Origin of the sequence: Geothrix paludis (genome assembly GCF_022808815.1) — a bacterium.
Taxonomy (GTDB): Bacteria; Acidobacteriota; Holophagae; order Holophagales; family Holophagaceae; genus Geothrix; species Geothrix paludis.
The window spans coordinates 312,058-333,074 of record NZ_JAKZLC010000003.1 but is presented as its reverse complement, the minus strand read 5'-3'; the positions used below and the strand labels follow the sequence as shown (position 1 = coordinate 333,074).

Here is a 21,017-nt window from a genome sequence, read left to right as displayed (position 1 = left end):
AATGGTGTTTAAACTATTGAATACAATTGGGTAACCATCATTCATGTGATTCCCGTCACGCCCCTGCGGCCCCAGACTGGACGGTCTGCCCCGTGTGAGGTGTCCATGACCGCTCCGAGCTTCGCCCTGACCGCCCCTGCCCACCGGGAGCCCGGCGGCAATCCCATGGGGCTGCAGCGCATCGATCACTTCCAGCTGACCGGCTCCGTCGAGCGCCTGGAGCCCCTCTACCGCCGCCTCGGGTTCGCCCGGGTGGCCAGTGGGTCCCACGCCTGGGGCCGGATGGTCCACCTGCGCCAGCAGCGCATGGACATCCTCATCTTCGAAGCCATGGCCTCCCATCCGGCCGGCAGCTACGCCCAGGCTCACGGAGAAGGCGTCTGCGCGCTCAACTTCCTGGTGGACGACCTCGACGTGGCCATGGCCCAGGCCCGCGCCCAGGACGCCCGCGTCATGCGGGAGCCCGAGACGCACCCGCTGGGTGACGGCACGCTCCGCTTCGCCGCGATCCAGGGCGTGGGCGACGTCTGGAACTTCCTCGTGCAGCGCACGCCGGGAAACGAGGGCGAACGGAAGGGCGAGTTGTCCATCTTCTGGCCCGGCCTCTCGCCCGACCCGGCCCCGGCCTTCTGCGATCCTGGCCTGGTACGCGTGGATCACCTCACCAACAACGTGGGCCCCGCCGAGATGGATGCCCTGGTGGACTTCTACGAGCGCGTCTACGGCTTCGTCGTCACCCGCGAGTTCCACATCCGCGGCGCCCTGGGCACGGGCCTCGACTCCAAGGTGGTCCAGAGCGCCAACAACCAGGTGATCATCCCCATCAACCAGCCCACGGATGAGAAGAGCCAGGTGCAGGAGTATGTCACCCGGCACAAGGGCCAGGGCGTGCAGCACATCGCCCTCTCCACCAACGACATCTTCCACACCCTGCGCACCCTGCGGGACCAGGGGTTCAAGTTCCTGCGGGTCCCCGACACCTACTACGAGCTGCTGCCCGGGCGCATCGCGGCAAGCGGCTACACCGTGCGCGAGGACCTGGCCACCGTGCAGGAGCTGGGCGTCCAGATCGACGGCGACGAGACCGGCTACCTCCTGCAGATCTTCACCGAGGACCAGATCGGACCGCTGTTCTTCGAGATCATCCAGCGGCGGGGGAACATGGGCTTCGGCGAGGGCAACTTCCAGGCGCTCTATGACTCCATTGAGCTGGATCAGAAGAAGAGGGGCGTACTCTAACGCCGCCCATGTCCCCCTCGAAATAGGGCCGCAACGCGGCCCTATTTCATGCACTCCCTATCGAAGGCTCCCCTGGAGCCTCCGATGGCCGGTCGCCCCATGGGCTTCGGCGAGGGCAACTTCCAGGCGCTCTACGACTCCATTGAACTGGATCAGAAGAAGCGGGGCGTGCTCTAGCGCAGGGTCTTGTGGGGCAGGCCCTCGACCCAGCCGGCGGGGGAGACCTGCACGTAGTTGAGCTTCCGCTGGAGCTCGCGGATGGTGTTCGCGCCGGCATAGGTCAGGCCGGAGCGCAGGCCGCCCACGATGTCGGCGAGGATCTCGTCTTCGTCCTCCCGGTAGGGGACCTCGGTGGCCACGCCCTCCGCGGTCTTCCAGCCGGTGAGCCCGCCCAGGTGGTCGTCGGCCACCTCCTGGCTGGCCATGCCCCGGTACACCTTGCGGGTGGGCGTCCCGGCGTCGTCCTTGAGCGGCTCTCCCGGCGTGGGCCGCGTGCCGGCCAGCATGCCGCCGATCATCACGAAGTCCGCGCCGAAGGCCAGGGCCTTCACGACATCTCCCGGGGTGCGGATACCTCCGTCGGCCACGATGGAGCGGTCCGCCCGGGAACACTCCTTGATGGCCGTGAGCTGGGGCACGCCGAAGCCGGTCTTGATGCGCGTGGTGCAGACGCTGCCCGGGCCGATGCCCACCTTCACGATGTCGGCCTTCACGCTGGCCAGGTAGTCCGCCCCAGCATAGGTGGCCACGTTCCCCGCCATGATGCATTCGTTCGGCAGGATGGCCCGCATGCGCTTGACCATCTTGCCGACGTACTTGGCATGACCGTGGGCCACGTCCACGCAGAAGTACTGGGCCCCGGCGTCCCGGAGGGCCTCCACCCGCTCCATCTCCGCATCCGCAGTGCCCACGGAGACGAAGGTGGGGAAGCGGCAGCGCCGGAACATGGCGACGTTCTCCTCCACGGACATGAACCGGTGGAGGACGCCCATGCCGCCCCGCTCGCCGACGAAGTCGGCCATGGCCTCCTCGGTCACCGTGTCCATGTTCGCCGTCAGGACGGGCAGCTCCAGCCGGAGCTTCCCGGTCTTGTCGGTCATGCTGATATCCACGATCCGCCGGGACTCGTGGTGGTTGTAGGCCGGGATCAGGAGAATGTCGTCGAAGGTGATCGCGGTTTCGGGCATGGGATCCTCGTCCGGACGCGCCCAGCATACGTCGATCCCGCCGTCCGGGCCCGGGCAATCCCGCAACCAACCCCTCGCCGGGCCCGGGCTGCGCTAAGGTAATGCCATGCGCCTCGTCCCCTCCCGCCAGCGCGGGTTCACCCTGATGGAACTGCTGGTCGTCATGACCATCCTGGCCCTCCTGGCCACGATCGGCCTGGTGGGCTACCGGTACAAGACGACCGTGGCCCGCGAGGCCGTCCTCAAGGAGAACCTCTTCCAGATCAACCACGCCCTCGAGCAGTACCGGGCGGATCGCGGCAAGTATCCCACGAGCCTCGCGCCCCTCCGGGAGCTGGGCTACCTGCGGGACATCCCCTGGGATCCCATGACCCAGTCCCGGGACACCTGGCAGCTCGAAACAGAGCCCCCGGATCCCGATAATCCGGATGCCGATCTGGGCGTGTGGCGCGTCCGCAGCGGCTCCGCCGACAAGAGCCCCACCAACCAGATCCCCTACAACGAGTGGTAGGGGGGCCTCAGTCCTCAGTATTCAGCGCGGAAATCCATGAGCCCCAGCACCCTGCACCGCCTCGACCGCATCACCACCGCCCTCCTGCTGCTGTGGGCGGGCGCCGCGCTGGGCTTCGGCGTGTTCTCCGCACCGGTCTTCTTCCGCGAGCTGCCCAGCCGCGATGTGGCGGGCCATATCGCCGGCCTCATCCTGGGCCGCCTGGACTGGGCGGCCTGGACGGTCTTCGGCCTGGCGGGACTGAGCTGGGGCGCCCGGTGGATCGCCGAAGTGAAGGAGGACCTCATCGGCCCCATCCGCCTGTGGAGCGCCGCCTGGCTGGTGGCTATGCTCATGTGCCTGGCCAGCACCTTCGTGGTGACGCCCAAGGTCCGGGCCATCCGGGCCCGCATCGACGCGCCCATCGAGACGCTGGCGCCGGAGCATGAGGACCGCGTGGCCTACAACAAGGCCCACAGCCTCAGCCGCAACCTCTTCTTCCTGCGCATCCTGCTGGCCCTGGGCCTGGCGGCCACCGTGGGGATGCTGCCCCGGAAGGATCAGGCGCCGGAAGGATTAGGCCCCTCGGCCTGAACGCGGTCCCCGTCCTTCAGGCCGAGGGGCGGATTCAGCACCACCGTGTCCCCGGGTCGAAGGCCGCCCAGCACGCGGATGCGCTGGTCCTCCTCCTCGCCGAGCTGGAGGGCCTGGAAGCGCACTCGGCCATCGGCCTGCACCACGGCCGCCAGGGGTTTGCCCCCCTGCAGAACCACGGCCTCGGCGGGCACCGCGAAGCGACCGGCGGCGGGCACCTTCAGCGCCACCTGGACGAAGCCCCCCGCCAGGAAGGCCCGGTCCCGGTTGTCGAGGTCGGCCTCCACCAGCAGGGTGCGGGTCCGGGGATCCAGCGCCCCGGCCACGCGGCTGAGCTTCGCCTTCCGGATGATGTCGAGGCGCTCCGCCGGGCGGATCTCCACCTCGGTGCCCACCTTCACCCGGGCCGCCGCCGACGCATCCAGATACACCGTGACGCGGAGGCGGTCCACCTCCGCCAGGGTCACCAGGGGCTGGGCCGTGCTGGTGGCGCCGGCGTTCTGCACCAGGGCGCCTGGATCGGCGAAGCGCTGGGTGACCACGCCGCTGAAGGGGGCACGGACTACCTGGTAGCCCTTGAGGGTGGCCTGGGAGGCCAGCTTGGCCTCGGCCACCCGGGCATCGGCTTCCGCCTGCTCCACGTCCCGGGGGCTCAGGAGCCCGTCCCCGCCCAAGGTCCGGCTGCGGGCCGCGTTCCGGCGCTTGTTGTCCGCGTCGGCCTGGAGGGCCTGGGTGTCCCGGTCCGTCTCCGGTGATTCCACCACGGCCACCACCTGGCCCTTGGCCACGGCGCTGCCCTTGTCCACGGGGATGCTGCGGAGGAAGCCGCTCACCTTGGCGTAGAGCGTGGTGCTCACGTAGGGCAGCGCCTCGCCCTCGAGGGCCAGGGCGCGCTCGCCGCCCTGGGTGTCCAGCCGGGCCACGCGGACCCGGGGGCCCGCCTCGGCCTCGGTCCGGAGGTGCCGGGCCTCCCGCTTTAGGTTGGACTGGCGGGCCCAGAGGAGGCTGCCCACGCCCAGGACGGCCACGGCCAGGGTGAGGACGCCGCCCAGCTTGAAGGTTGGGGATTCAGGCCGCTCGCTCATGCTTCACTCCCTTGCTGTTCTTCCTGGAACCGGCTCTCCAGCAGGTGGGCCGTGGGCGGCTTTCTCCGCAGGAGGCTGTAGATGACGGGCACGATGAAGAGGGTGACGAAGGTGGCCATGAGTAGGCCCCCGATCACCGCCCGGCCCAGGGGGGCGTTCTGGCTCCCTGCCTCGCCCAGGGCCAGGGCCATGGGCACCATGCCGATGATCATGGCCAGGGCCGTCATGAGCACGGGCCGCAGCCGCACCTTGCCGGCCTCCAGGGCCGCGTCCAGGGCGCTCATCCCCGGGTTCCCGGCCCGCACCTCGTTGGCGAAGCTCACGATGAGGATGGCGTTGGAGGTGGCGATGCCCACGGCCATGATGGCGCCCATGAGCGACTCCACGTTGAAGGTGGTGCCCGTCAGGGCCAGCATCCACAGGATGCCCACCAGGGCGCCCGGCACGGCCGTGATGATGATGAAGGGATCCAGCCAGCTCTGGAACAGCACGACCATGAGCAGGTAGACCAGGGCGATGGCGATCAGCAGCCCCCCGCCCAGGCTCCGGAAGGATTCGGTCATCACCTCGTTCTGGCCCCGGATGCGGATCTTCATGGGCGGCGGCAGGGGGCCCAGGGCCTTGATCTGCCCTTCGATCTCCTTCACCACGCTGCCCAGGTCTCGGCCGTCCACGTTGGCCATGACGTCGAGCACGCGCTGGACCGTCGCATGGTTGATCTCACTGGGGGTGCTCACCCGCTGGATCGAAGCCAGGTTGGAGAGGGGCTGGAAGGCGGCCTGGGTGGCGGGCCCCGCGGCCCTGAAGGGCTCCGCCTGGAGCAGGCCGGCGGAGCCCGGGAGCCCGAAGGGCGTCGCGAGCAGCTTGTCCGGGGAGTCCAGGTTCACCAGGGGCGACTTCACGACCACGGTGTAGTTCACGCCGTTGGCGGGGTTCAGGAAATACGAGGGCGCCAGCTGGCCGTTGCCCGAGAGGGAGACGAGCAGGCCGTTGGCGACATCCCGCTGGGTGACGCCGGCCCGCGCCGCCCGGAGGCGGTCCACATCGATGCGGTAGGCCGGGGCCTCCGTCACCTGCTTCAGTCGCACGTCCACGGCCCCGGGAATGGCCTGGATGGCGGCCTTCAGGCGCTGGGCGACCGCCCCGCTGGCCCCCAGGTCGGGCCCCTCGATCTGGACATCGATGGGCGCGGCCACGCCGAAATTCAGCACCTGGCTCACGATGTCGGCGGGCTGGAAGTAGAAGCTGACGCCCGGCAGGCGCCGCGGCAGCTCCTCCCGCAGCCGCCGCATGTGCTCGCGGGTGTGGTGCCCCTCGGGGGCCAGGGAGATGAAGATGTCCGCGTCCTGGCTCGTGACGTTGTCGCTGGGCATGTACGCCATGTTGAAGGCGTTGGCCACACCGAGGTTGCTGTTGACGGACCGGAGCTCCCCGGCCGGGATGAGGCTCCGGATCTCGCCTTCCACCTGGGCCACGACCCGCTCAGTCTCCTCCAGACGCAGCCCGACAGGGGCCCGCACGTGGAGCTTCATCAGGCCCACGTCCACCGTGGGGAAGAAGTCGCGGCCGATGACGAAGAGCAGGCCCGAGCTCACCGCCACGAAGGCCAGGGACACCATGAGGACGAAGACGCGGTGGTGCAGCACCTGATCCAGAGCCCGGCCGTAGGCCGCCTGGAACCGCTCCAGGGCGCCCTCGCGCCAGGCGTTGAAGCGGCCCACGAGGCTCTCGGGCTCCGGATGGTCGTGGCCCATGAGCATCCGGGCCATGGTGGGCACCAGGGTGCGGGACAGCAGGTACGAGGCCAGCATGGAGAAGACCACAGCCATGGCCAGCGGCGTGAACAGGTACTTGGCGGGCCCCACCAGCAGCACCACCGGGAAGAAGACGATGCAGATGGCCAGGGTGGCCACGATGGCCGGCACGGCGATCTGCCGCGCGCCGTCCAGGATGGCCACCGTGAGGGGCTTGCCCATGGCCTGGTTGCGGTGGATGTTCTCCACCTCCACCGTGGCGTCGTCCACCAGCATGCCGATGGCGAGGCTGAGGCCGCCGAGGGTCATGATGTTCAGGGTCTGGCCCGACAGCTTCAGGCCCACCAGGCCCACCAGGACCGCCAGGGGGATGCTGGTGCAGACGATGAGCATGCTGCGCCAGGAACCCAGGAACAGCAGGATCATCACGGACACGAGCAGGGAGGAGGCCAGGGCCTCCTTGGCCACGTCCTGGATGGCGGCCCGCACGAAGTGGCTCTGGTCGAAGTCGAACTTCAGCTCCAGGCCCTTGGGCGCCGCGGCCTGGATGGCCGGCAGGGCCTCCTTGGCCGCGTCCACCACCGCCAGGGTGGAGGCGTCCGCCTTCTTGAGGATGGCCAGGTAGGTGGCCCGCTGGCCATTGACGCGCACGATGTTGGTCTGATCCGCGAAGCCGTCGTAGACCCGGGCCACGTCGCCCAGCAGCACCGGCGCGCCGTTCACCACCTTCACGGGGAGATCCCGGAACGCCTCGATGGTGGAGGGGCTGGAGTTCGTCACCACCGGCACCTCGCGGCTGCCCATGCGGGTCATGCCCGCGGGGGTGATGACGTTCTCGGCGGAGAGGGCGTTCACCACGTCCGCGGGGCTGAGGCTCCGGGCCGCCAGCTTGGCCGTGTCGATGTCCACAGAGACCTGGCGCCCCTTGCCGCCGTAGGGGAGCGGCGTGGACAGGCCCGGAATGGTGAAGAGGCGGATGCGGATGAAGTTGGTGGCGTAATCCACGATCTTCTGCTCGGGCAGCGTGTCGCTGCGGGCCGCGAGCTGGACCACGGGCACGTTGCTGGCGTTGAACTGGATGACGGCCGGCGCCGTCATGCCCGGCGGCATGATGCGCAGGATGGGGCCGCTCACCGCCGAGATCTGCGCGATGGCCGCGCCGATGTCCGTGCCCGGCTGGAAATAGACCCGCAACAGCCCGACGCCCTGGATGCTCTGGGACTCGATGCGCTCGATGCCATTCACCGTGGTGGACATGGCCCGCTCGCTGATGGTGACCACCCGGCGCTCCATCTCCTCCGGCGGGAGCCCGCCGTACTGCCAGACCACGGCCACCACGGGGATGTCGATGCTGGGGAAGATGTCCACGGGCATGCGGGTGACGGACAGGCCGCCCATGAGCAGCACCAGAAGGCACATGACGGCGGTGGTGTAGGGACGGCGCAGGGCCAGTCGGACGATCCACATGGCGCGCTCCTACTTCCCTTCCACGGAGCCGGCCCGGCCTTGACCCAGATCCGGGCCCTGACCCTGGTCCTGCTCCATCCGGTCCAGCTCGTCCATCCGGTCCAGGTTGCCCATGACCGAGGCCAGGATGTCCCGGAGGCGGTCCCGGTCCTTGGGGTCCAGCCCCTGTTCCATCCCCTCCCGCATGGACTGGCGGAAGCCCCGCAGCTCCTGGACCAGCGCCTCCGCCTCCGGCAGGAGGTGGAACAGCACCCGGCGCCGGTGGGCGGGGTCGCCCTCGGCCCGCACGAGACCCCGGTCCTGGAGGGTCCGGAGGATCCGGGTGGCCGTGGGCTTGTCCATCCAGGTGCTCCGGGCCAGATCCCCGTGGCAGCGGCCATCCCGCTCGGCCACGGCCATCAGCAGCTGGAACTGCTGGGGCGTCAGCCCATAGGGGGCCAGGCGGCGTCCGGCCACCTGCCGCATGCGGCTCTTCACCGCAGTGATCATGTGGGACAGGCTGGCGGTCTTCCAGAAGGCGGTTAGTTGCATAAGCAACAAGGCTACGCGACAGGAATCTCCGGGTCCAGTCCTGTCTTCCCTCCTTCTTCCTCTTGGGATCAGACCGCCGGAGCGGGGTCCGGCAGCTCCCAGTCCTCCAGCTCCCTGGGCTTGGGCGGCCCGGGGATCAGCTCCCGCAACCAGGAGCGGATCTCGGGGATGCCCGCGCCCTGGAGCGCGCAAGCCTGGACGGCGCCCGGGTGGCGCTTCTTCAGGCCCAGCTTCTGGGGCCGGTGCAGGCGGTCCACCTGGTTGAGCACCAGGAGCCGGGGCTGGGCATCGCCATCCTCGGGGGCGCAGCCGATCTCGCGCAGGGTGGCGCCCACCACCTTGAGGTGATCCTCCAGGTCCGGATGGGCCGCGTCGGCCACCACCAGCAGGGCGTCCGCCGTGCGGACCTCGCCCAGGGTGCTGCGGAAGGCGGCCACGAGCTGGTGGGGCAGCTTGCGGATGAAGCCCACGGTGTCGGCCACCAAGCAGTGCTTGGGTTCCAGGCTGCCCTCCCCGGTCTCGGGGTCGAAGTCCTGGCCCAGCCAGGCCTTGCGGGTGGTGGTGTCGAGGGTGGCGAAGAGCAGATCCCGGGGCTCGCCTTCGCCGGTGAGGGCCTTCAGGAGGGTGGTCTTGCCCGCGTTGGTGTAGCCCACCAGGGCCACCCTGGGCAGGCCCTGGGGCCGGCCCTGGCGCTGGGTCTCCCGCACCCGCTCCAGGTGGGTGAGCTCCCGCTTGAGCTGGCTGATGCGGGTGCGGATCATGCGGCGGTCCACCTCGATCTGGGTCTCGCCGGGACCCCCGCGGACGCCCACGCCGCCCACCTGGCGTTCCAGGTGGGTCCAGGCGCCCTTGAGGCGGGGCAGCTCGTATTCCAGCCGGGCCAACTCCACCTGGGCCTTGGCCTCCCGGCTCTGGGCCCGCTGCTCGAAGATGCTGAGGATGAGGCCCGTGCGATCCAGGCAGACCAGGTTCGTGGCCTTCTCGATGGCGTTCACCTGGCTGCCGCTCAGCTCGTCATCGCAGATGAGGTGGCGGACCCCCTGCCGGGCGGCCTCGTCCGCCAGGGCCTGGAGCTGGCCGGAGCCGTAGAAGGTCCGCGGGGCGATCTGGGGGCGCTTCAGGCGGTGGTGGGCCCAGACCTCGAAGCCGCAGCTGCGGGCCAGCTCCACCAGCTCCAGCAGGTGGTCCTCGATGCGGTCCTCCCGGTCCTCGGGGCCCTGGCGGGCGATGAGCAGACAGCGGGGCGGAGTTTCGGCCATGAGCCAAAGCTGCCGTGTCGGGGGGCAAGAATCAAGTCCCGGCTACCCTGGATCCATGGCCCTGTTCGAACGCACCATCGCCGACCGCTACCTGAAGACCCACCGGAAGGGGGCCTTCGTGCGGATCATGGTGCGGTTCGCCCGGGGTGGCACGGCCCTGGGCGTCTTCGCCATGGTGGTGACCCTGGCCGTGATGAACGGCTTCCACGAGGAGATCCAGGCCACCCTCTTCAGCGCCACGGCCCACTTCACCGTCTTCAACCTGGGCGGGGACATTCCGGACACTGAAGGCGCCTTGAGAACCATCCGTGCGGTGCCCGGTGTGCAGGCCGCCTCGCCCATCCGGCTGGAAAAGGGGCTCCTGCGGCGCCCGGACAGCGACATGCCCCCTGAGACCGTGGTGGTGAAGGCCGTGGATCCCGCCACGGCCCACGGCACCTCCAGCATCTTCGACTCCATGAAACCCCTACCCGTGGAGCAGCTGAAGGAGGGCGAGATCATCCTGGGCAAGGAGCTGGCCCAGCGCCTCAGCCTCAAGGTGGGCGACACCGTGGCCCTGGCAGTCTTCCGGCTGGAGCTGGGCCTGGGCGGCCAGCAGCCCAAGGTGGCGGCCTTCCGCGTGGCCGGGACCTTCTACAGCCACAGCTCCGAGTACGACAAGGCCTGGGCCTTCATCCACCTGGCGGACGCCATGCGGATCGCCCGATCCGAGGGCCGGGCCGAGATGATCGAGGTGCGCGCCACCAGCATCGACGCCATCGCGGACGTAAAGCCCCGCGTTCTCCAGGCCCTCGGCCCCGCCTTCCAGGCCACGGACCTGCGGGAATCCAACCGGGCCCTCTTCGCCGCATTGACGGTGGAGAAGTGGGCCTTCGCCTCCATCCTCAGCCTCATCGTGCTGGTGGCGGCCTTCAACATCGTGGCCTCCCTGGTGCTGCTGGTGACGGAAAAGCGGCGGGATCTGGGCGTGCTGCTGGCCTTGGGCGCCACGCCGAAGCAGATCCAACGGCTCTTCGAGCTGCAGGGCCTGCGCATCGGCGTGGCGGGAACGGCCTGGGGGCTGGGCATCAGCGTGCCCCTCTGCCTCATCCTCGATCACTGGAAGCTCCTGAAGCTGCCGGCGGCTGTCTACGACTTCATCACCTACATGCCCTTCCGCCTCAGGCTGCTGGACGTGCTGCTGGTGGGCCTCTTCCCCTTGCTGGTCTCCTGGCTGGCCGCGCGCTACCCCGCCAAGAAGGCCGCAGCTCTGGACCCCGTCGACGCGCTGAGGGCCGAATGATCGGACAGCCCCTTTCCATCCGGGACCTGCACAAGACCTACCCCGGCAATGCCCATCCAGTCTTCGACGGCTTCTCCCTCGACGTCGAGGCCGGCAGCCTCTGCGCCATCGTGGGCGTCTCCGGCGTGGGCAAGACCACGCTCCTGAACTGCGTGGCCGGGCTCGACCACTGGGAGGGCGGCGGCATCGCCGTGGGCGGGGACCCCGTGCCCGCGGGCGCCGAGGCCCGGGCCCTCTACCGCCGGCGCCGGGTGGGCCTGGCCTTCCAGCAGCCCCACCTGCTGCCTGAGTTTACCGTGCGGGAGAACCTCCGCATGCCCCTGCTCATCGACGGCGACGGCTCCGCCGAGGCCGAGGCCTGGATCGGACAGCTCCTGTCCACCGTGGGCCTGGGCGATCTCGGCGAGCGGCTCCCCGGCCAGCTCTCGGGCGGCCAGGCCGCCCGCGCCGGCCTGGCCCGCGCCCTGGTGCGCAAGCCCGCCCTCTGGCTGCTGGACGAGCCCACCGGCAACCTGGATCCCGCCACGGCCGAGGAGGTCTTCGGCTTCCTGATGGATCTCCACGCCGAGCTGCGGCCCACCACCCTGCTCGTCACCCACAACCCGGGCCTGGCGGAGCGCTGCATGCGGACGGTGCGCCTGGGCTGAGCCGGAGGGCGGGCTCAGGCCATCTGCCCCAGCTTCAGCTTGAGGTCCATGAGCGTGAAGGGCTTCAGGATCAGCCCCACGTGAGCGCCCTGTTCGAGGATCCGGTCGCCCCGCTCGTCCCGGTAGCCCGTGGCGAGCAGGACGGGCAGGTCCGGCCTCAGGACGCGCAGGCGCCTCAGGGTCTCCTCACCGTCCATGCCCGGCATGCTGAGGTCCAGGATCACGAGATCTGGAGCGTAGCCCGCCTCCAGCCGCTCCAGGGCCTGGGGCCCGCCGGCCGTGGCCAGGACTTCATGCCCTAGCGCCTCGAGCATGACCGGCACCGTGCCCCGGACCAGCTCGTCGTCGTCCACCAGCAGGATGCGGAGCCGACGGCCCCTCGCCTCGTCCGCCAGGGGAATTCCCACATCGAAGGGAAGGTCGGCCTGGTAGGTCGGGAAGACGAGGGTGATCTCCGTGCCCCGGCCCGGCGTGCTGCGGAGGTCCACCCGCCCGCCGTGGGCCTTCATCACGCCGTAGACCAGGGCCAGCCCCAGGCCGGTGCCCTTGCCCACCGGCTTCGTGGTGAAGAAGGGCTCCAGGGCCCGCGCCAGGACCTCCGGCGCCATGCCGTGGCCCGAGTCCTCCACGACGAGCTCCACCATGCCGGCGGCGCCGGGATGGGTGGCGAGGCGCAGGCGGCCCCCCTCGGGCATGGCGTCCAGGGCATTGACGCAGAGGTTCATGAGGGCGTTGGAGATGGCGCTGGGATCGCCCATCACCAGGGGAAGGCCCTCTGCCAGCGCCAGCTCCACGCCCACCTTCTGCAGCGTCGTCCGCTGGAGGAGGGCGGCCTCCTTTCGGACCAGCTCGTTGAGATCCAGGGGCTGGGGCTCGGGGAGGTCCTTGCGGGCGAAGTCGGTCAGCCCCTTCACCAGGTCCCGGCCCCGGCCCGCGGCGTGGAGCAGGGTGTCCATGGACTTCACCAGCTCCGCATCGTCCGGGCGCTTCTCCTTGAGCATGGAGGCCACCGCCATGATGGCGGCCAGCACGTTGTTCATGTCGTGGGAGACGCCTCCCGCCAGGGCGCCGAGGGACTCCAGCTTCTGCCCGTGGGCGACCTCGGCCTCCAGCCGCCGCCGCTCCTCCTCGGCCTCGCGGACCGGCGTCAGATCGACGGTCGCGGTTCCCACCCCCGTGATGCGTCCCTCGGCGTCCCGCATGGGCTCGCAGTAGAAGTCCAGGAACAGGCGGCGCCCCGGGCGGTCCAGCCACATCTGCTGGTGGATCTCCGCGCCCTCCTCCAGCACCTGCCGCTTCAGCTCATCCAGCCTGGCCGCCTGGTCGGGGGAGAACAGGTCGGCGTCGCGCCGGCCCACCATGTCCTCGGGCCGGGCGGTCCGCTGGTTGTAGGCCCAGACGTAGCGCAGGTCCCGGTCCTGGACGGCCACGGACACCGGCGCGTTCCGCAGGGCCAGGCGGAAGCGCTGCTCGCTCTCGCGCAGGGCCTGGAGCGCCTCCACCCGCTCGGTGATGTCCTCCGAGAAGATCACGATGCCGCCCACGGTCCCGTCCGCGGCGTGCCAGGGCCGGAGCTCCCAGCGCCGCCAGTACACGGTCCCGTCCTGCCGGATGAAGCGGTCCTCCTCCGAGTGAAGGATCTCCCCCGCCAACCCTCGCCGGTGGGCCTCCCGCCAGGCCTCGGGGATCTCCGGGAAGATGTCGTAGTGGGAGCGCCCCAGGATGGCCTGCTCGCCCAGGTGGAAATCGCTGAGCCAGCGCCGGCTCACGGCAAGGTACCGCATCTCCCGGTCGAACATCGCCAGGGCCGCCGGGGCGTGGTCGATGAGCATCTGCAGGCGCTCCTGGCTCTCGCGGAGGGCCAGCTCCGTGCGCTTGCGCTCGGTGATGTCCTGGAAGGTGCCCTGGATGCGGACCACCCGCCCGCCCATGACCACCGGCTGGCCCTGGGTCCACACCCACTTGCGCGCCCCCGTGGCGCTCACCAACTCCAGCTCCAGATCGTAGGGACGACCCTTCTCGATGGCCTCCCGGATGGCCCGCTCGATCAGGGGCCGGGACTGGGCCGTGTAAAAGTTCAGTCCCAGCGCCGCGGAGGCCGGCGTCGAGGGATCGAGGTCGTGGATGCGGGCCACCTCCTCCGTCCACCAGCCCTCGCCCGAGTCCACGTCGAAGCTCCAGCCCCCCACCTTGGCCATCCGCCCGATGCGGGGCAGGAAGCTGGTGATGGCGTCCTCGAACCGCCGGCCCCGCCGCTCCTCGGAGCGGGCATCACCAGAAGGGGCGTCGTCCGGCCCCTGAGCCTCCTTCAGGCCCACGGCCGGGATCCTTCCGAGGTCTCCGTCGCCAGGAGCCCACGGGCGGCGCCTGCCCTGCGGAAGGCGGGATGGAGAGAACGAAGGGAACCTGCCATGCCTGGACCCCAGGAATCGGAGATGACGACCTTCGGAGCGACCCGGAGGCCAACTCCACGCGACTCATCATGCATCGGTTTGACCACCCCTCAACTCAAGAAAGTTCTCGAGTCTCCTGAATCCAGGTCGGCAAAAAAAGAGGCAACTCATGGCAGCCTCCTTCAGGCCAGCCCGGCATCCTCCCGACTGAGGCGGGAGAGGGCGGCCAGGTCCTGCTCGCCGTAGCCCTTGGCCACGGCCGACAGGAGGCGGTCCCGCAGGAGGCTGGCGATGGGCAGGGGCGCCTGGTAGGCCTCGGCGGCGCGGAGGGCCAGGCTCACGTCCTTGAGCCCCAGCCGCAGGGCGAAGCCCGCGGGCTCGAAGTCGCCCCGCACCACCGCGCCCCCGTAGGCATCGGCCAGGGGCGACTTCAGCAGGGCCGTGTTGAGGATCTTCAGGGTGGTCTCCGGCGCCACCCCCGCCTTCTCGCCGTAGGCGAAGGCTTCGCTGAGGGCCTCCACGGCGGTGACGAGGAGGCTGTTGCCCGCCAGCTTCATGGCGTGGGCCGTGGAGGCTCGCCCCCCCAGCGGGAAAGTGCCTTGGCCCAGGGCCTGGAACAGGGGCTGGCACTTGGCCACCTGGTCGTCGGGGCCGGCGGCCAGGATCCAGAGCTGGCCCGAAGCCGCCGCGGGCGGGCGGCCGAAGACCGGCGCCGCCACGAAGCCCTGCCCGGCTTCGGCGTGGGCCTCCCCCAGACGGGCGGAGGTGGCGATGCCGATGGTGCTCATGGAGACGTGGATGGCCTCCGGGGCCAGCGTCTCCAGCAGGCCGCCGGGACCGAAGGTGATGGCCTCTTCCGCGGCGTCGTCCGAGAGCATGGTGATGGCGACCTCCGCCCCAGCCACGGCCTCCCGCACGGAGCCCGCCACCCGCGCTCCCAGGGCCCCGAAGGGTCGGGCCCGGGCCATGTCCCGGTTGAACACCGTCAGCTCGAAGGCGCCCACCAGCCGGCGCGCCATGGGATCGCCCATCCGTCCCAGGCCCAGGAATGCGACTCGCATCGTTCCTCCCGTGGTGGGGATCAATCCAGGGCGCTGGCGGGGATCCCCTTGGCCCGCCGGTCCTCCAGCAGCTCGTTCAGGATGACCGCCGCCGCGGCGGCGTCCAGCAGGAGCTTGCGCTTCTCGGGCTTCACGCCCCGCTCGCGCAGCAGGCGCTCGGCCTCGGCGCTGCTGAGGTGCTCGTTCACGAAGCGCAGGGGCAGGCCCGTGCGCGCCGCCAGGGCCTCGCCGAAGGCCCTCGCCGCGGGCGCCGTGGCACTCTCGGCGCCGTCCTTGTGGCGGGGCAGGCCCACGCAGAGGGCCTGCACGCCCTCGTCCTTGCAGAGCCGAGCCAAGCGATCCAGCGTGCGCGCCTCCTCCTGGGGCCAGACCTCGAAGGGCGAGGCCAAGATCTCCAGCTCGTCCGAGAAGGCGAGGCCGATCTTCTTCGTGCCGTGGTCGATGGCGAGCCAGCGCATCAGGAGCGGGGTCCCGGATCCCCGAGCCCGCACTGAACCTTGGCCCAGGCCAACACCACCTCAGCCAGCTCCAGGGCCCGTGCGTGGTCCTCGCGCGTCAACGGCTCGAAGCCGCCGGGGTAGCGGGTTTCCGAGGCATAGCGGGTAAGGATCGAAGCCGCATCCACTGGCTCGGGGATGTTGTAGCCCAGTTCTTCGAGCCCTTCAAACAGCAGATCGAGGTCGTGCACGAACGGGAACGAGGTTTTCCGATGAATGAAAACAGCCTTCAACGCCTTCTCGGCAGCCTGCTGGACCTGGAAGCACAAATCCTCCAGCGCCACGCCGGGGCCGACCATGCGGGCAAGAGCCAGGCTCGCTTCCGCCCTTGCCAGCCAATCCTCTGTGCGTCCCAGGTTCCTAGGCGGCATGGAAGATCTCCTGCCCCTCGCGCAGGGCCTCGCAGTAGACCATGCCCAGGGTGTTCCGGTGGGCCTCGAGGAACCCTTCCTGAACCACGATCAGATCCTTGGCGTAGGGAAACCGCCGCAGCCCCTGGTAGGCCCGGTTCCAGGCTTCTTTCTGGGAGACACCATCGGGCACCACCACCAGTAGGTCGATGTCACTGTGGGGACCCATCTCGCCACGAGCGGCGCTCCCGAAGAGGATGATCCGCGTGGGGTGCACGGCCTCGACCAGGCGCGCCACCAATTCCTGGATCAGTTCCTCAGGCAGCTTCATGGGAGATCCTCACGACCATCCTAACGCCCCGTGACATCATCAGCCCATGGTCCGCCTCCTCACCTTCGCCACCGCCATGGGGCGGATCCGCCTGGGCTGGACGGCGGAGGGGATCTGCCTCCTGCGCTTCACGGACGCCCTGGATCGCGAGGAGACCCGGGAGGCCCCGGCCTGGGTGCTGGAGGCCGTGCGGCGCCTCATGGCCCACCTGGCGGGAAGTCCGCAGGATCTGGGTGGGATCCCCCTGGATCTTTCTGGCCTGACACCCTTCCACCGCCGCGTAGCTGACGTGCTGCGGGCCACGCGATCCGGCCAGACCCTCACCTACGGCGAGGTGGCCCTGCTGGCCGGGCGCCCAGGCGCGGCCCGGGCCGTGGGGCAGGCCGTGAAGGCGAACCCCATCATCATCCTCGTGCCCTGCCACCGCGTGATGGCGGCGGACGGTCCCGGCGGCTGGAGCGCCTTCGGATCGCCGGAGGTCAAGGCGCGGCTGCTCGAGCTGGAGACGCCCCCAGGGCGATGAGGTCGGCAGCCTCGAGGATCGCCGTCGGCGCCCCGTCCCGCGCCACGCAGAGCATGGCCCGACCCAGCTCCTCCGTGGTGAGGATGGCCTTCGGGAACAGCCGCCGCAGCAGCGGGAAGCAGGGCCCCAGCACCGTGTAGATGGCCTGGTACCAGCCCGTCCGCGACCGGATGCCATGCAGGGGCTGGATGAGGCCGGGCCGGAAGAGGTAGACGGCCTGAAAGGGCAGGCGCCGCAGGGCGTTCTCGGTCCGCCCCTTCACCCGCGCCCACATGGTGCGGCCCTGCTCGGTGCTGTCCGTTCCGGCGCCGGACACGTAGACAAATGTCATGGCCGGGTTGAGCCGTGCCAAGGTCTCCGCCGCGGCCAGCGTGAGGTCGTGGGTCAGGCGCCGGTACTCGGCCTCCGACAGGCCCGCGGCCGAGACGCCCAGGCAGAAGAAGCAGGCGTCCAGTCCGGTGAGCTCCGGCTCCACCACCCGGTAGTCGAAGAAGTCTGTGTGGACGACCTCCCGGAGCTTGGAATGGGCAGGAAGAGAGGGCTCGCGTACGAGCGCCACCACCTGGCTGATGCCGGGATCCAGGAGGCACTCGCGCAACACACCCTGCCCCACCATGCCCGTGGCGCCGAAGATCAGGACCTTCATGGCAGGCCTCCCTGGAGAACCGCGGGTTGTCCGTCCAGCGTGGCACGGACGGGCACCTCCGCCGCGGTCTTCCAGGGCAGCGTCGGCCACCAGCGCTGGGTCGGCAGGGGACCGCCAGGCTCGAAGCCCTCGCCGGGCCGGGGCAGGGCCACCGGGATACCTGCGGGGTCCGCCGCCGCCAGCACCCGCTCCACGGGCTCCGTCCAGCCGTGGGCCGCCAGGTTGAAGAGGCCCCAGTGGAGGGGCAGGAGCACCCGGCCCCGCACCATCCGGTGGGCCGCCACGGCCTGCTCGGGGCCCAGGTGCCAGTCGGGCCAGGCCGGGTTGTAGGCACCGGCCTCGATCATGGCCAGGTCGAAGGGACCCAGGCGCTCGCCGATGTCCGCCAGGCCCGGGAACATGCCGGTGTCGCCGGAGAAGTAGACCCGGTGGCGGGGGCCGAGGAAGGCGAAACCGCCCCAGAGTGTCCGGTCCTTGTCCCGCAGGCCCCGGCCCGAGGCGTGCCGGGCCGGCACCAGCACCACCTCCAGGTCGCCCACCCGCACCGACTCCCACCAGTCCAGTTCCGTGATGCGGTCCGCGGCCACGCCCCAGCGCACCAGGCGCGCGCCCACGCCCAGGGGGGTCACGAAGCGCGTGTCCCAGTCCTTGATGCGGCGGATCGTGTCCCGGTCCAGGTGGTCGTAGTGGTCGTGGGAGAGGGCCACCACCTGCGGCACGGGCACCTCCTCCAGGGGGATGGGCGGCGCGTAGAAGCGGCGGGGCCCGGCCCAGCCGAAGGGCGAGGCCCGCAGGCCCCACACGGGATCCGTGAGGACGCGGGTGCCGTCCACCTCCAGGTGCACCGTGGAGTGGCCCAGCCAGGTGGCCCGCAGGCCCGTGGGCGCGTCCGCGGCCAAGTCGGCACGCGTGGGATGGGCCACGGGAATCTCGGCCTGGGGGTTCGCGTTCGAGTCCCGCCGCACCATGGCGGCGAGGGCCCCCCAGGTGTCGTTCCAGATGGGCTGGGGATTGCGGAAGCGCCCGTCGCGCCACTGGGGGGATTGGGGGGATCGGTCCATGCGGGAACTCCTGAGGAAATCGGGGGAGGAGCCGGCGGCCCAGAAGCCTCCGGCCACCATGACGGCGATGAGGAGGGACGCGGCCTTGCGGAGACGGCGGCTGGATCCGCTAGATCGGATACACCACCCTCGTGCGCTGCTCGGAGAGGCGCCACATCCAGCGCTGGAGGCCTTCGTCCCGGGAGCGGGCGTCGGATCGCACCGGTACCGGGGCTCCCTTCATCTCCTGGAAGCCCGAGGGACCGAAGTAATCCCCGCCTTCCACCGCGGGATCCGTGGCGGCCCGCAGCAGGGGCTGGGCCCCGCCGAAGGCGTCCTGGCTCAGCAGACCCTCCAGACCCGCGATCCGAAGCCAGCGGATCCACCCCGCGTGCCTTTGAAGCTCGGTCCGGGCCCAGCCGGGGTGGGCGGCCACGGAACACGTCGTCGAGCCAACCGCCGCCAGCCGACGCTGCAGCTCGTAGGCGAAGAGGAGGTTGGCCAGCTTGGACTGGCCGTAGGCGGCCCAGGCCCGGTAGCCGCGCTCGAAGTCCATGTCGTCGGCGTAGATGCGGCCCATCCGATGGGCTCCGCTGCTCATGGTCGCCACCCGAGAACCCGGCGTGGCCATCAGGCGCGCCAGCAGGAGGCCCGTGAGGGCGAAGGGGCCGAAGTGGTTGGTGCCGAGCTGGGTCTCGAAGCCGTCCTCGGTCTTCCCGTAGGGCGGGACCATCACCCCGGCGTTGTTCAAGAGCAGGTCCAGGCGGTCGAAGCGGGCCAGGAGCTCCGCGGCTGCCGTCCGCACGGAGGCCAGGGAGGCCAGGTCCAGGGCCTGGACCTCCACCCGGGCCCCGGGATGGAGCGCCTGGATGCGCCGGGCCGCCTCCTCCGCCTTGGGCTGGTTCCGGCAGGCCAGGACCACGGTAGCCCGGCGGGCCGCCAGGATGCGGGCGGCCTCGAAGCCGGTGCCGGAGGTGGCCCCGGTGACCACGGCGACCCGGCCGGTCTGATCGGGGACCTGGGCCCAGGTCCAACCTTCTTGCGTCATGTCGTTCTCCACAATCAATTTGACACAATGACTAATAATGTCAGAAAGCCAATATTGACAATCGGACAAATTTTGTCAACACTCTTTTCATGGGAAACGAGAAGAAGGCCCGAGTCCTGGAGGCCGCCGAATCCGTGTTCCTCCGCTTCGGCTACCGGCGGACGACCATGGGCGACCTCGCGGCCGCCGCGGGCATGTCCCGACCGGCCCTCTACCTGGTCTTCTGCAACAAGGAGGAGGTCTTCGAGACCGTCCTCCGGGCCTTCACCGCCCGCACGCTGGAGGAGGTCCGCCATGGCCTGGACGCCCGTCCCACCCCCCTGGAGAAGCTCCGCTTCGCCTTCGACCTCTGGGCCGTGCGCCCCTTCGGGTTCTTCGAGGCCTCGCCCGAACTGCGGGAACCTCTCCATGGCGGCCTCGCCTTCGCCAAGGGGGCCATCGACCAGGCCGTGGCGGCCTTCGAGGCCGAGCTGGTGGGCATCCTCGCGCCCCTGAGCGCGACGGCGCCCGCGAAGGCGCTGCCCCCCGAGCAGATCGCCCGCGTCCTCACCCGCGCCGTCCACGGCTTCAAGGAATCCGCCAAGGATGCCGACGAGCTCCGCGCCATGATCGACGGCCTGCTGGAGATGGTGCTGGCCTCGCTTCGGCCCGCGCCGGAAGCGGGGGTCTGAGCCGGTTCGTCCATACTGGAATCGATGACGCGCCCCCTGCCCGATGATCTGCTGAAGGTTCCCCACCGCCGGGACGTGCCCTTCGCGCGCCTCACGACGCTGGGCGTGGGCGGGCTCTGCCGCTGGCTCTTCGAGCCCACGACAGAAGGCGAGGCCCAGGCCTTCGTGCGCGCCTGCGCCCGGGAGGGCCTGCCCTGGCGCGTGCTGGGGGGCGGCTCGAACCTGGTGGTGCTGGGCGACATTGACACGCCGGTGCTGCGGCTCGCCCTGCCCAAGATCGTCCAGCGCGACGGCACGCGGATCACCGCGCCCGCCAGCCACGGCCACATCGCCCTGGCAGAGGCCGCGGCCGCCGCCGGGCTGTCGGGCCTGGAGTTCGCCAGCGGCATTCCTGGCTCCCTTGGCGGCGCCATCCGCATGAACGCGGGCGCCTACGGCCGCGAGTGGGTGGATGTGCTCGCGCGCTACCGCTTCATCACGCCCGACGGTGAGCTGGTGGAGAAGGCGCCCGAAGCCGGTGAGTTCAAGTACCGCTGGAGCTTCCTCACTGGGGGCCGCGTGGTGCTCTCGGCCACGGCCCAGCTCGCGGAAGGCAATCCCGCCGCCATCCGGGCCCAGGTGGCGGAGTACCGGGCCAAGCGCGGCACCAGCCAGCCGCTGTCGAAGCGCAACGCCGGCTGCATCTTCAAGAACCCGCCGGGCCAGAGCGCCGGCCGCCTCATCGACCAGGCGGGCCTCAAGGGCCTGCGGGTGGGCGACGCCGAGGTGAGCCCCGAGCACGCCAACTTCCTCGTGAACCACGGCCGCGCCACCGCCGCCGAATTCGCCGAGCTGATGGAACAGGTGCGAACGAGGGTGCGGGAAAGGCATGGCGTGGAGCTGGAACCCGAAGTGGAGATCTGGCGGGAGCACCCTTGATCTC

The 21,017-nt window shown here is 70.2% G+C and carries 21 protein-coding genes; 8 read left to right on the top strand and 13 right to left on the bottom strand.

What is annotated here, in order from left to right; translation table 11 throughout:
* Window positions 1-105: 105 nt before the first annotated feature.
* On the top strand, window positions 106-1,239 hold the full coding sequence (gene hppD / locus MLE64_RS09850; protein WP_243317564.1) for a 4-hydroxyphenylpyruvate dioxygenase: 1,134 nt from the start codon (window positions 106-108) through the stop codon (window positions 1,237-1,239).
* 173 nt (window positions 1,240-1,412) lie between these two features.
* Here hppD and MLE64_RS09845 read toward each other — a convergent pair whose 3' ends face one another.
* Window positions 1,413-2,426 carry a guanosine monophosphate reductase gene (locus MLE64_RS09845; RefSeq protein ID WP_243317563.1) on the bottom strand — a complete coding sequence of 338 codons (1,014 nt, stop codon included), beginning with the start codon at window positions 2,424-2,426 and terminating at the stop codon, window positions 1,413-1,415.
* A 106-nt stretch (window positions 2,427-2,532) separates the two neighbouring features.
* On the opposite strand from MLE64_RS09845, the gene MLE64_RS09840 reads away from it, so the two are divergent.
* The gene (locus tag MLE64_RS09840) at window positions 2,533-2,937 is read left to right on the top strand and encodes a type II secretion system protein (protein WP_243317562.1); all 405 of its coding nucleotides are present in this window, start codon (window positions 2,533-2,535) and stop codon (window positions 2,935-2,937) included.
* 36 nt (window positions 2,938-2,973) lie between these two features.
* Window positions 2,974-3,510 carry a DUF4149 domain-containing protein gene (locus MLE64_RS09835; RefSeq protein ID WP_243317561.1) on the top strand — a complete coding sequence of 179 codons (537 nt, stop codon included), beginning with the start codon at window positions 2,974-2,976 and terminating at the stop codon, window positions 3,508-3,510.
* Here the strand turns inward: MLE64_RS09835 and MLE64_RS09830 are convergent.
* The 4 genes from MLE64_RS09830 to hflX form a co-directional block, all read right to left on the bottom strand.
* Window positions 3,477-4,595, bottom strand: a complete 1,119-nt coding sequence (locus tag MLE64_RS09830; protein WP_243317560.1) for an efflux RND transporter periplasmic adaptor subunit — start codon at window positions 4,593-4,595, stop codon at window positions 3,477-3,479. The two genes, MLE64_RS09835 and MLE64_RS09830, sit on opposite strands and share 34 nt — an antisense overlap.
* Entirely contained in the window at window positions 4,592-7,816 is a 3,225-nt protein-coding gene (locus tag MLE64_RS09825; protein WP_243317559.1) for an efflux RND transporter permease subunit, read from the bottom strand. The genes MLE64_RS09830 and MLE64_RS09825 overlap by 4 nt, the downstream gene beginning before the upstream one ends.
* A 9-nt stretch (window positions 7,817-7,825) precedes the next feature.
* A complete protein-coding gene (locus MLE64_RS09820; RefSeq protein WP_243317687.1) occupies window positions 7,826-8,347 on the bottom strand; it encodes a MarR family winged helix-turn-helix transcriptional regulator in 522 nt (173 codons plus the stop codon).
* Between the two features lie 68 nt (window positions 8,348-8,415).
* Window positions 8,416-9,606 carry a GTPase HflX gene (gene hflX / locus MLE64_RS09815; protein ID WP_243317558.1) on the bottom strand — a complete coding sequence of 397 codons (1,191 nt, stop codon included), beginning with the start codon at window positions 9,604-9,606 and terminating at the stop codon, window positions 8,416-8,418.
* A gap of 55 nt (window positions 9,607-9,661) precedes the next feature.
* Here hflX and MLE64_RS09810 point away from each other — a divergent pair, with 55 nt between their 5' ends.
* Entirely contained in the window at window positions 9,662-10,888 is a 1,227-nt protein-coding gene (locus MLE64_RS09810) for an ABC transporter permease (RefSeq protein ID WP_243286870.1), read from the top strand.
* Complete coding sequence (locus MLE64_RS09805) at window positions 10,885-11,535, top strand: ABC transporter ATP-binding protein (RefSeq protein ID WP_243286871.1); 651 nt, start codon at window positions 10,885-10,887, stop codon at window positions 11,533-11,535. The genes MLE64_RS09810 and MLE64_RS09805 overlap by 4 nt, the downstream gene beginning before the upstream one ends.
* Before the next feature lie 14 nt (window positions 11,536-11,549).
* Here the strand turns inward: MLE64_RS09805 and MLE64_RS09800 are convergent, their stop codons facing one another.
* From MLE64_RS09800 to MLE64_RS09780, 5 genes are all read right to left on the bottom strand, one after another.
* Window positions 11,550-13,853 carry a hybrid sensor histidine kinase/response regulator gene (locus tag MLE64_RS09800; RefSeq protein ID WP_243317557.1) on the bottom strand — a complete coding sequence of 768 codons (2,304 nt, stop codon included), beginning with the start codon at window positions 13,851-13,853 and terminating at the stop codon, window positions 11,550-11,552.
* 257 nt (window positions 13,854-14,110) lie between these two features.
* Entirely contained in the window at window positions 14,111-14,989 is an 879-nt protein-coding gene (locus MLE64_RS09795; protein ID WP_243317556.1) for an NAD(P)-dependent oxidoreductase, read from the bottom strand.
* Between the two features lie 20 nt (window positions 14,990-15,009).
* The gene (gene ruvX / locus MLE64_RS09790; protein ID WP_243317555.1) at window positions 15,010-15,447 is read right to left on the bottom strand and encodes a Holliday junction resolvase RuvX; all 438 of its coding nucleotides are present in this window, start codon (window positions 15,445-15,447) and stop codon (window positions 15,010-15,012) included.
* Window positions 15,447-15,857 (bottom strand): HEPN domain-containing protein, encoded by a 411-nt coding sequence (locus tag MLE64_RS09785; RefSeq protein ID WP_243317554.1) that lies wholly within the window; start codon window positions 15,855-15,857, stop codon window positions 15,447-15,449. The genes ruvX and MLE64_RS09785 overlap by 1 nt, the downstream gene beginning before the upstream one ends.
* Window positions 15,847-16,167: a nucleotidyltransferase domain-containing protein gene (locus MLE64_RS09780; RefSeq protein WP_243317553.1), complete on the bottom strand. Its 321-nt coding sequence runs from the start codon at window positions 16,165-16,167 to the stop codon at window positions 15,847-15,849. The genes MLE64_RS09785 and MLE64_RS09780 overlap by 11 nt, the downstream gene beginning before the upstream one ends.
* 46 nt (window positions 16,168-16,213) lie before the next feature.
* On the opposite strand from MLE64_RS09780, the gene MLE64_RS09775 reads away from it, so the two are divergent.
* Window positions 16,214-16,690, top strand: a complete 477-nt coding sequence (locus tag MLE64_RS09775; protein WP_243317552.1) for a methylated-DNA--[protein]-cysteine S-methyltransferase — start codon at window positions 16,214-16,216, stop codon at window positions 16,688-16,690.
* Here the strand turns inward: MLE64_RS09775 and MLE64_RS09770 are convergent.
* Genes MLE64_RS09770 through MLE64_RS09760 form a run of 3 tightly spaced genes read right to left on the bottom strand, consistent with a single transcriptional unit; the run spans window position 16,647 to window position 19,424 of the window.
* Window positions 16,647-17,336 (bottom strand): NAD(P)H-binding protein, encoded by a 690-nt coding sequence (locus tag MLE64_RS09770; protein WP_243317551.1) that lies wholly within the window; start codon window positions 17,334-17,336, stop codon window positions 16,647-16,649. The genes MLE64_RS09775 and MLE64_RS09770 overlap by 44 nt on opposite strands.
* Window positions 17,333-18,457, bottom strand: a complete 1,125-nt coding sequence (locus MLE64_RS09765) for an MBL fold metallo-hydrolase (protein WP_423748252.1) — start codon at window positions 18,455-18,457, stop codon at window positions 17,333-17,335. The genes MLE64_RS09770 and MLE64_RS09765 overlap by 4 nt, the downstream gene beginning before the upstream one ends.
* A 49-nt stretch (window positions 18,458-18,506) precedes the next feature.
* On the bottom strand, window positions 18,507-19,424 hold the full coding sequence (locus tag MLE64_RS09760; RefSeq protein ID WP_243317549.1) for an oxidoreductase: 918 nt from the start codon (window positions 19,422-19,424) through the stop codon (window positions 18,507-18,509).
* Window positions 19,425-19,513: 89 nt separating this feature from the next.
* On the opposite strand from MLE64_RS09760, the gene MLE64_RS09755 reads away from it, so the two are divergent.
* Window positions 19,514-20,095: a TetR/AcrR family transcriptional regulator gene (locus MLE64_RS09755; RefSeq protein WP_279343024.1), complete on the top strand. Its 582-nt coding sequence runs from the start codon at window positions 19,514-19,516 to the stop codon at window positions 20,093-20,095.
* A 24-nt stretch (window positions 20,096-20,119) separates the two neighbouring features.
* The gene (murB, locus tag MLE64_RS09750; RefSeq protein WP_243317547.1) at window positions 20,120-21,013 is read left to right on the top strand and encodes a UDP-N-acetylmuramate dehydrogenase; all 894 of its coding nucleotides are present in this window, start codon (window positions 20,120-20,122) and stop codon (window positions 21,011-21,013) included.
* The last annotated feature ends 4 nt before the right edge of the window (window positions 21,014-21,017 follow it).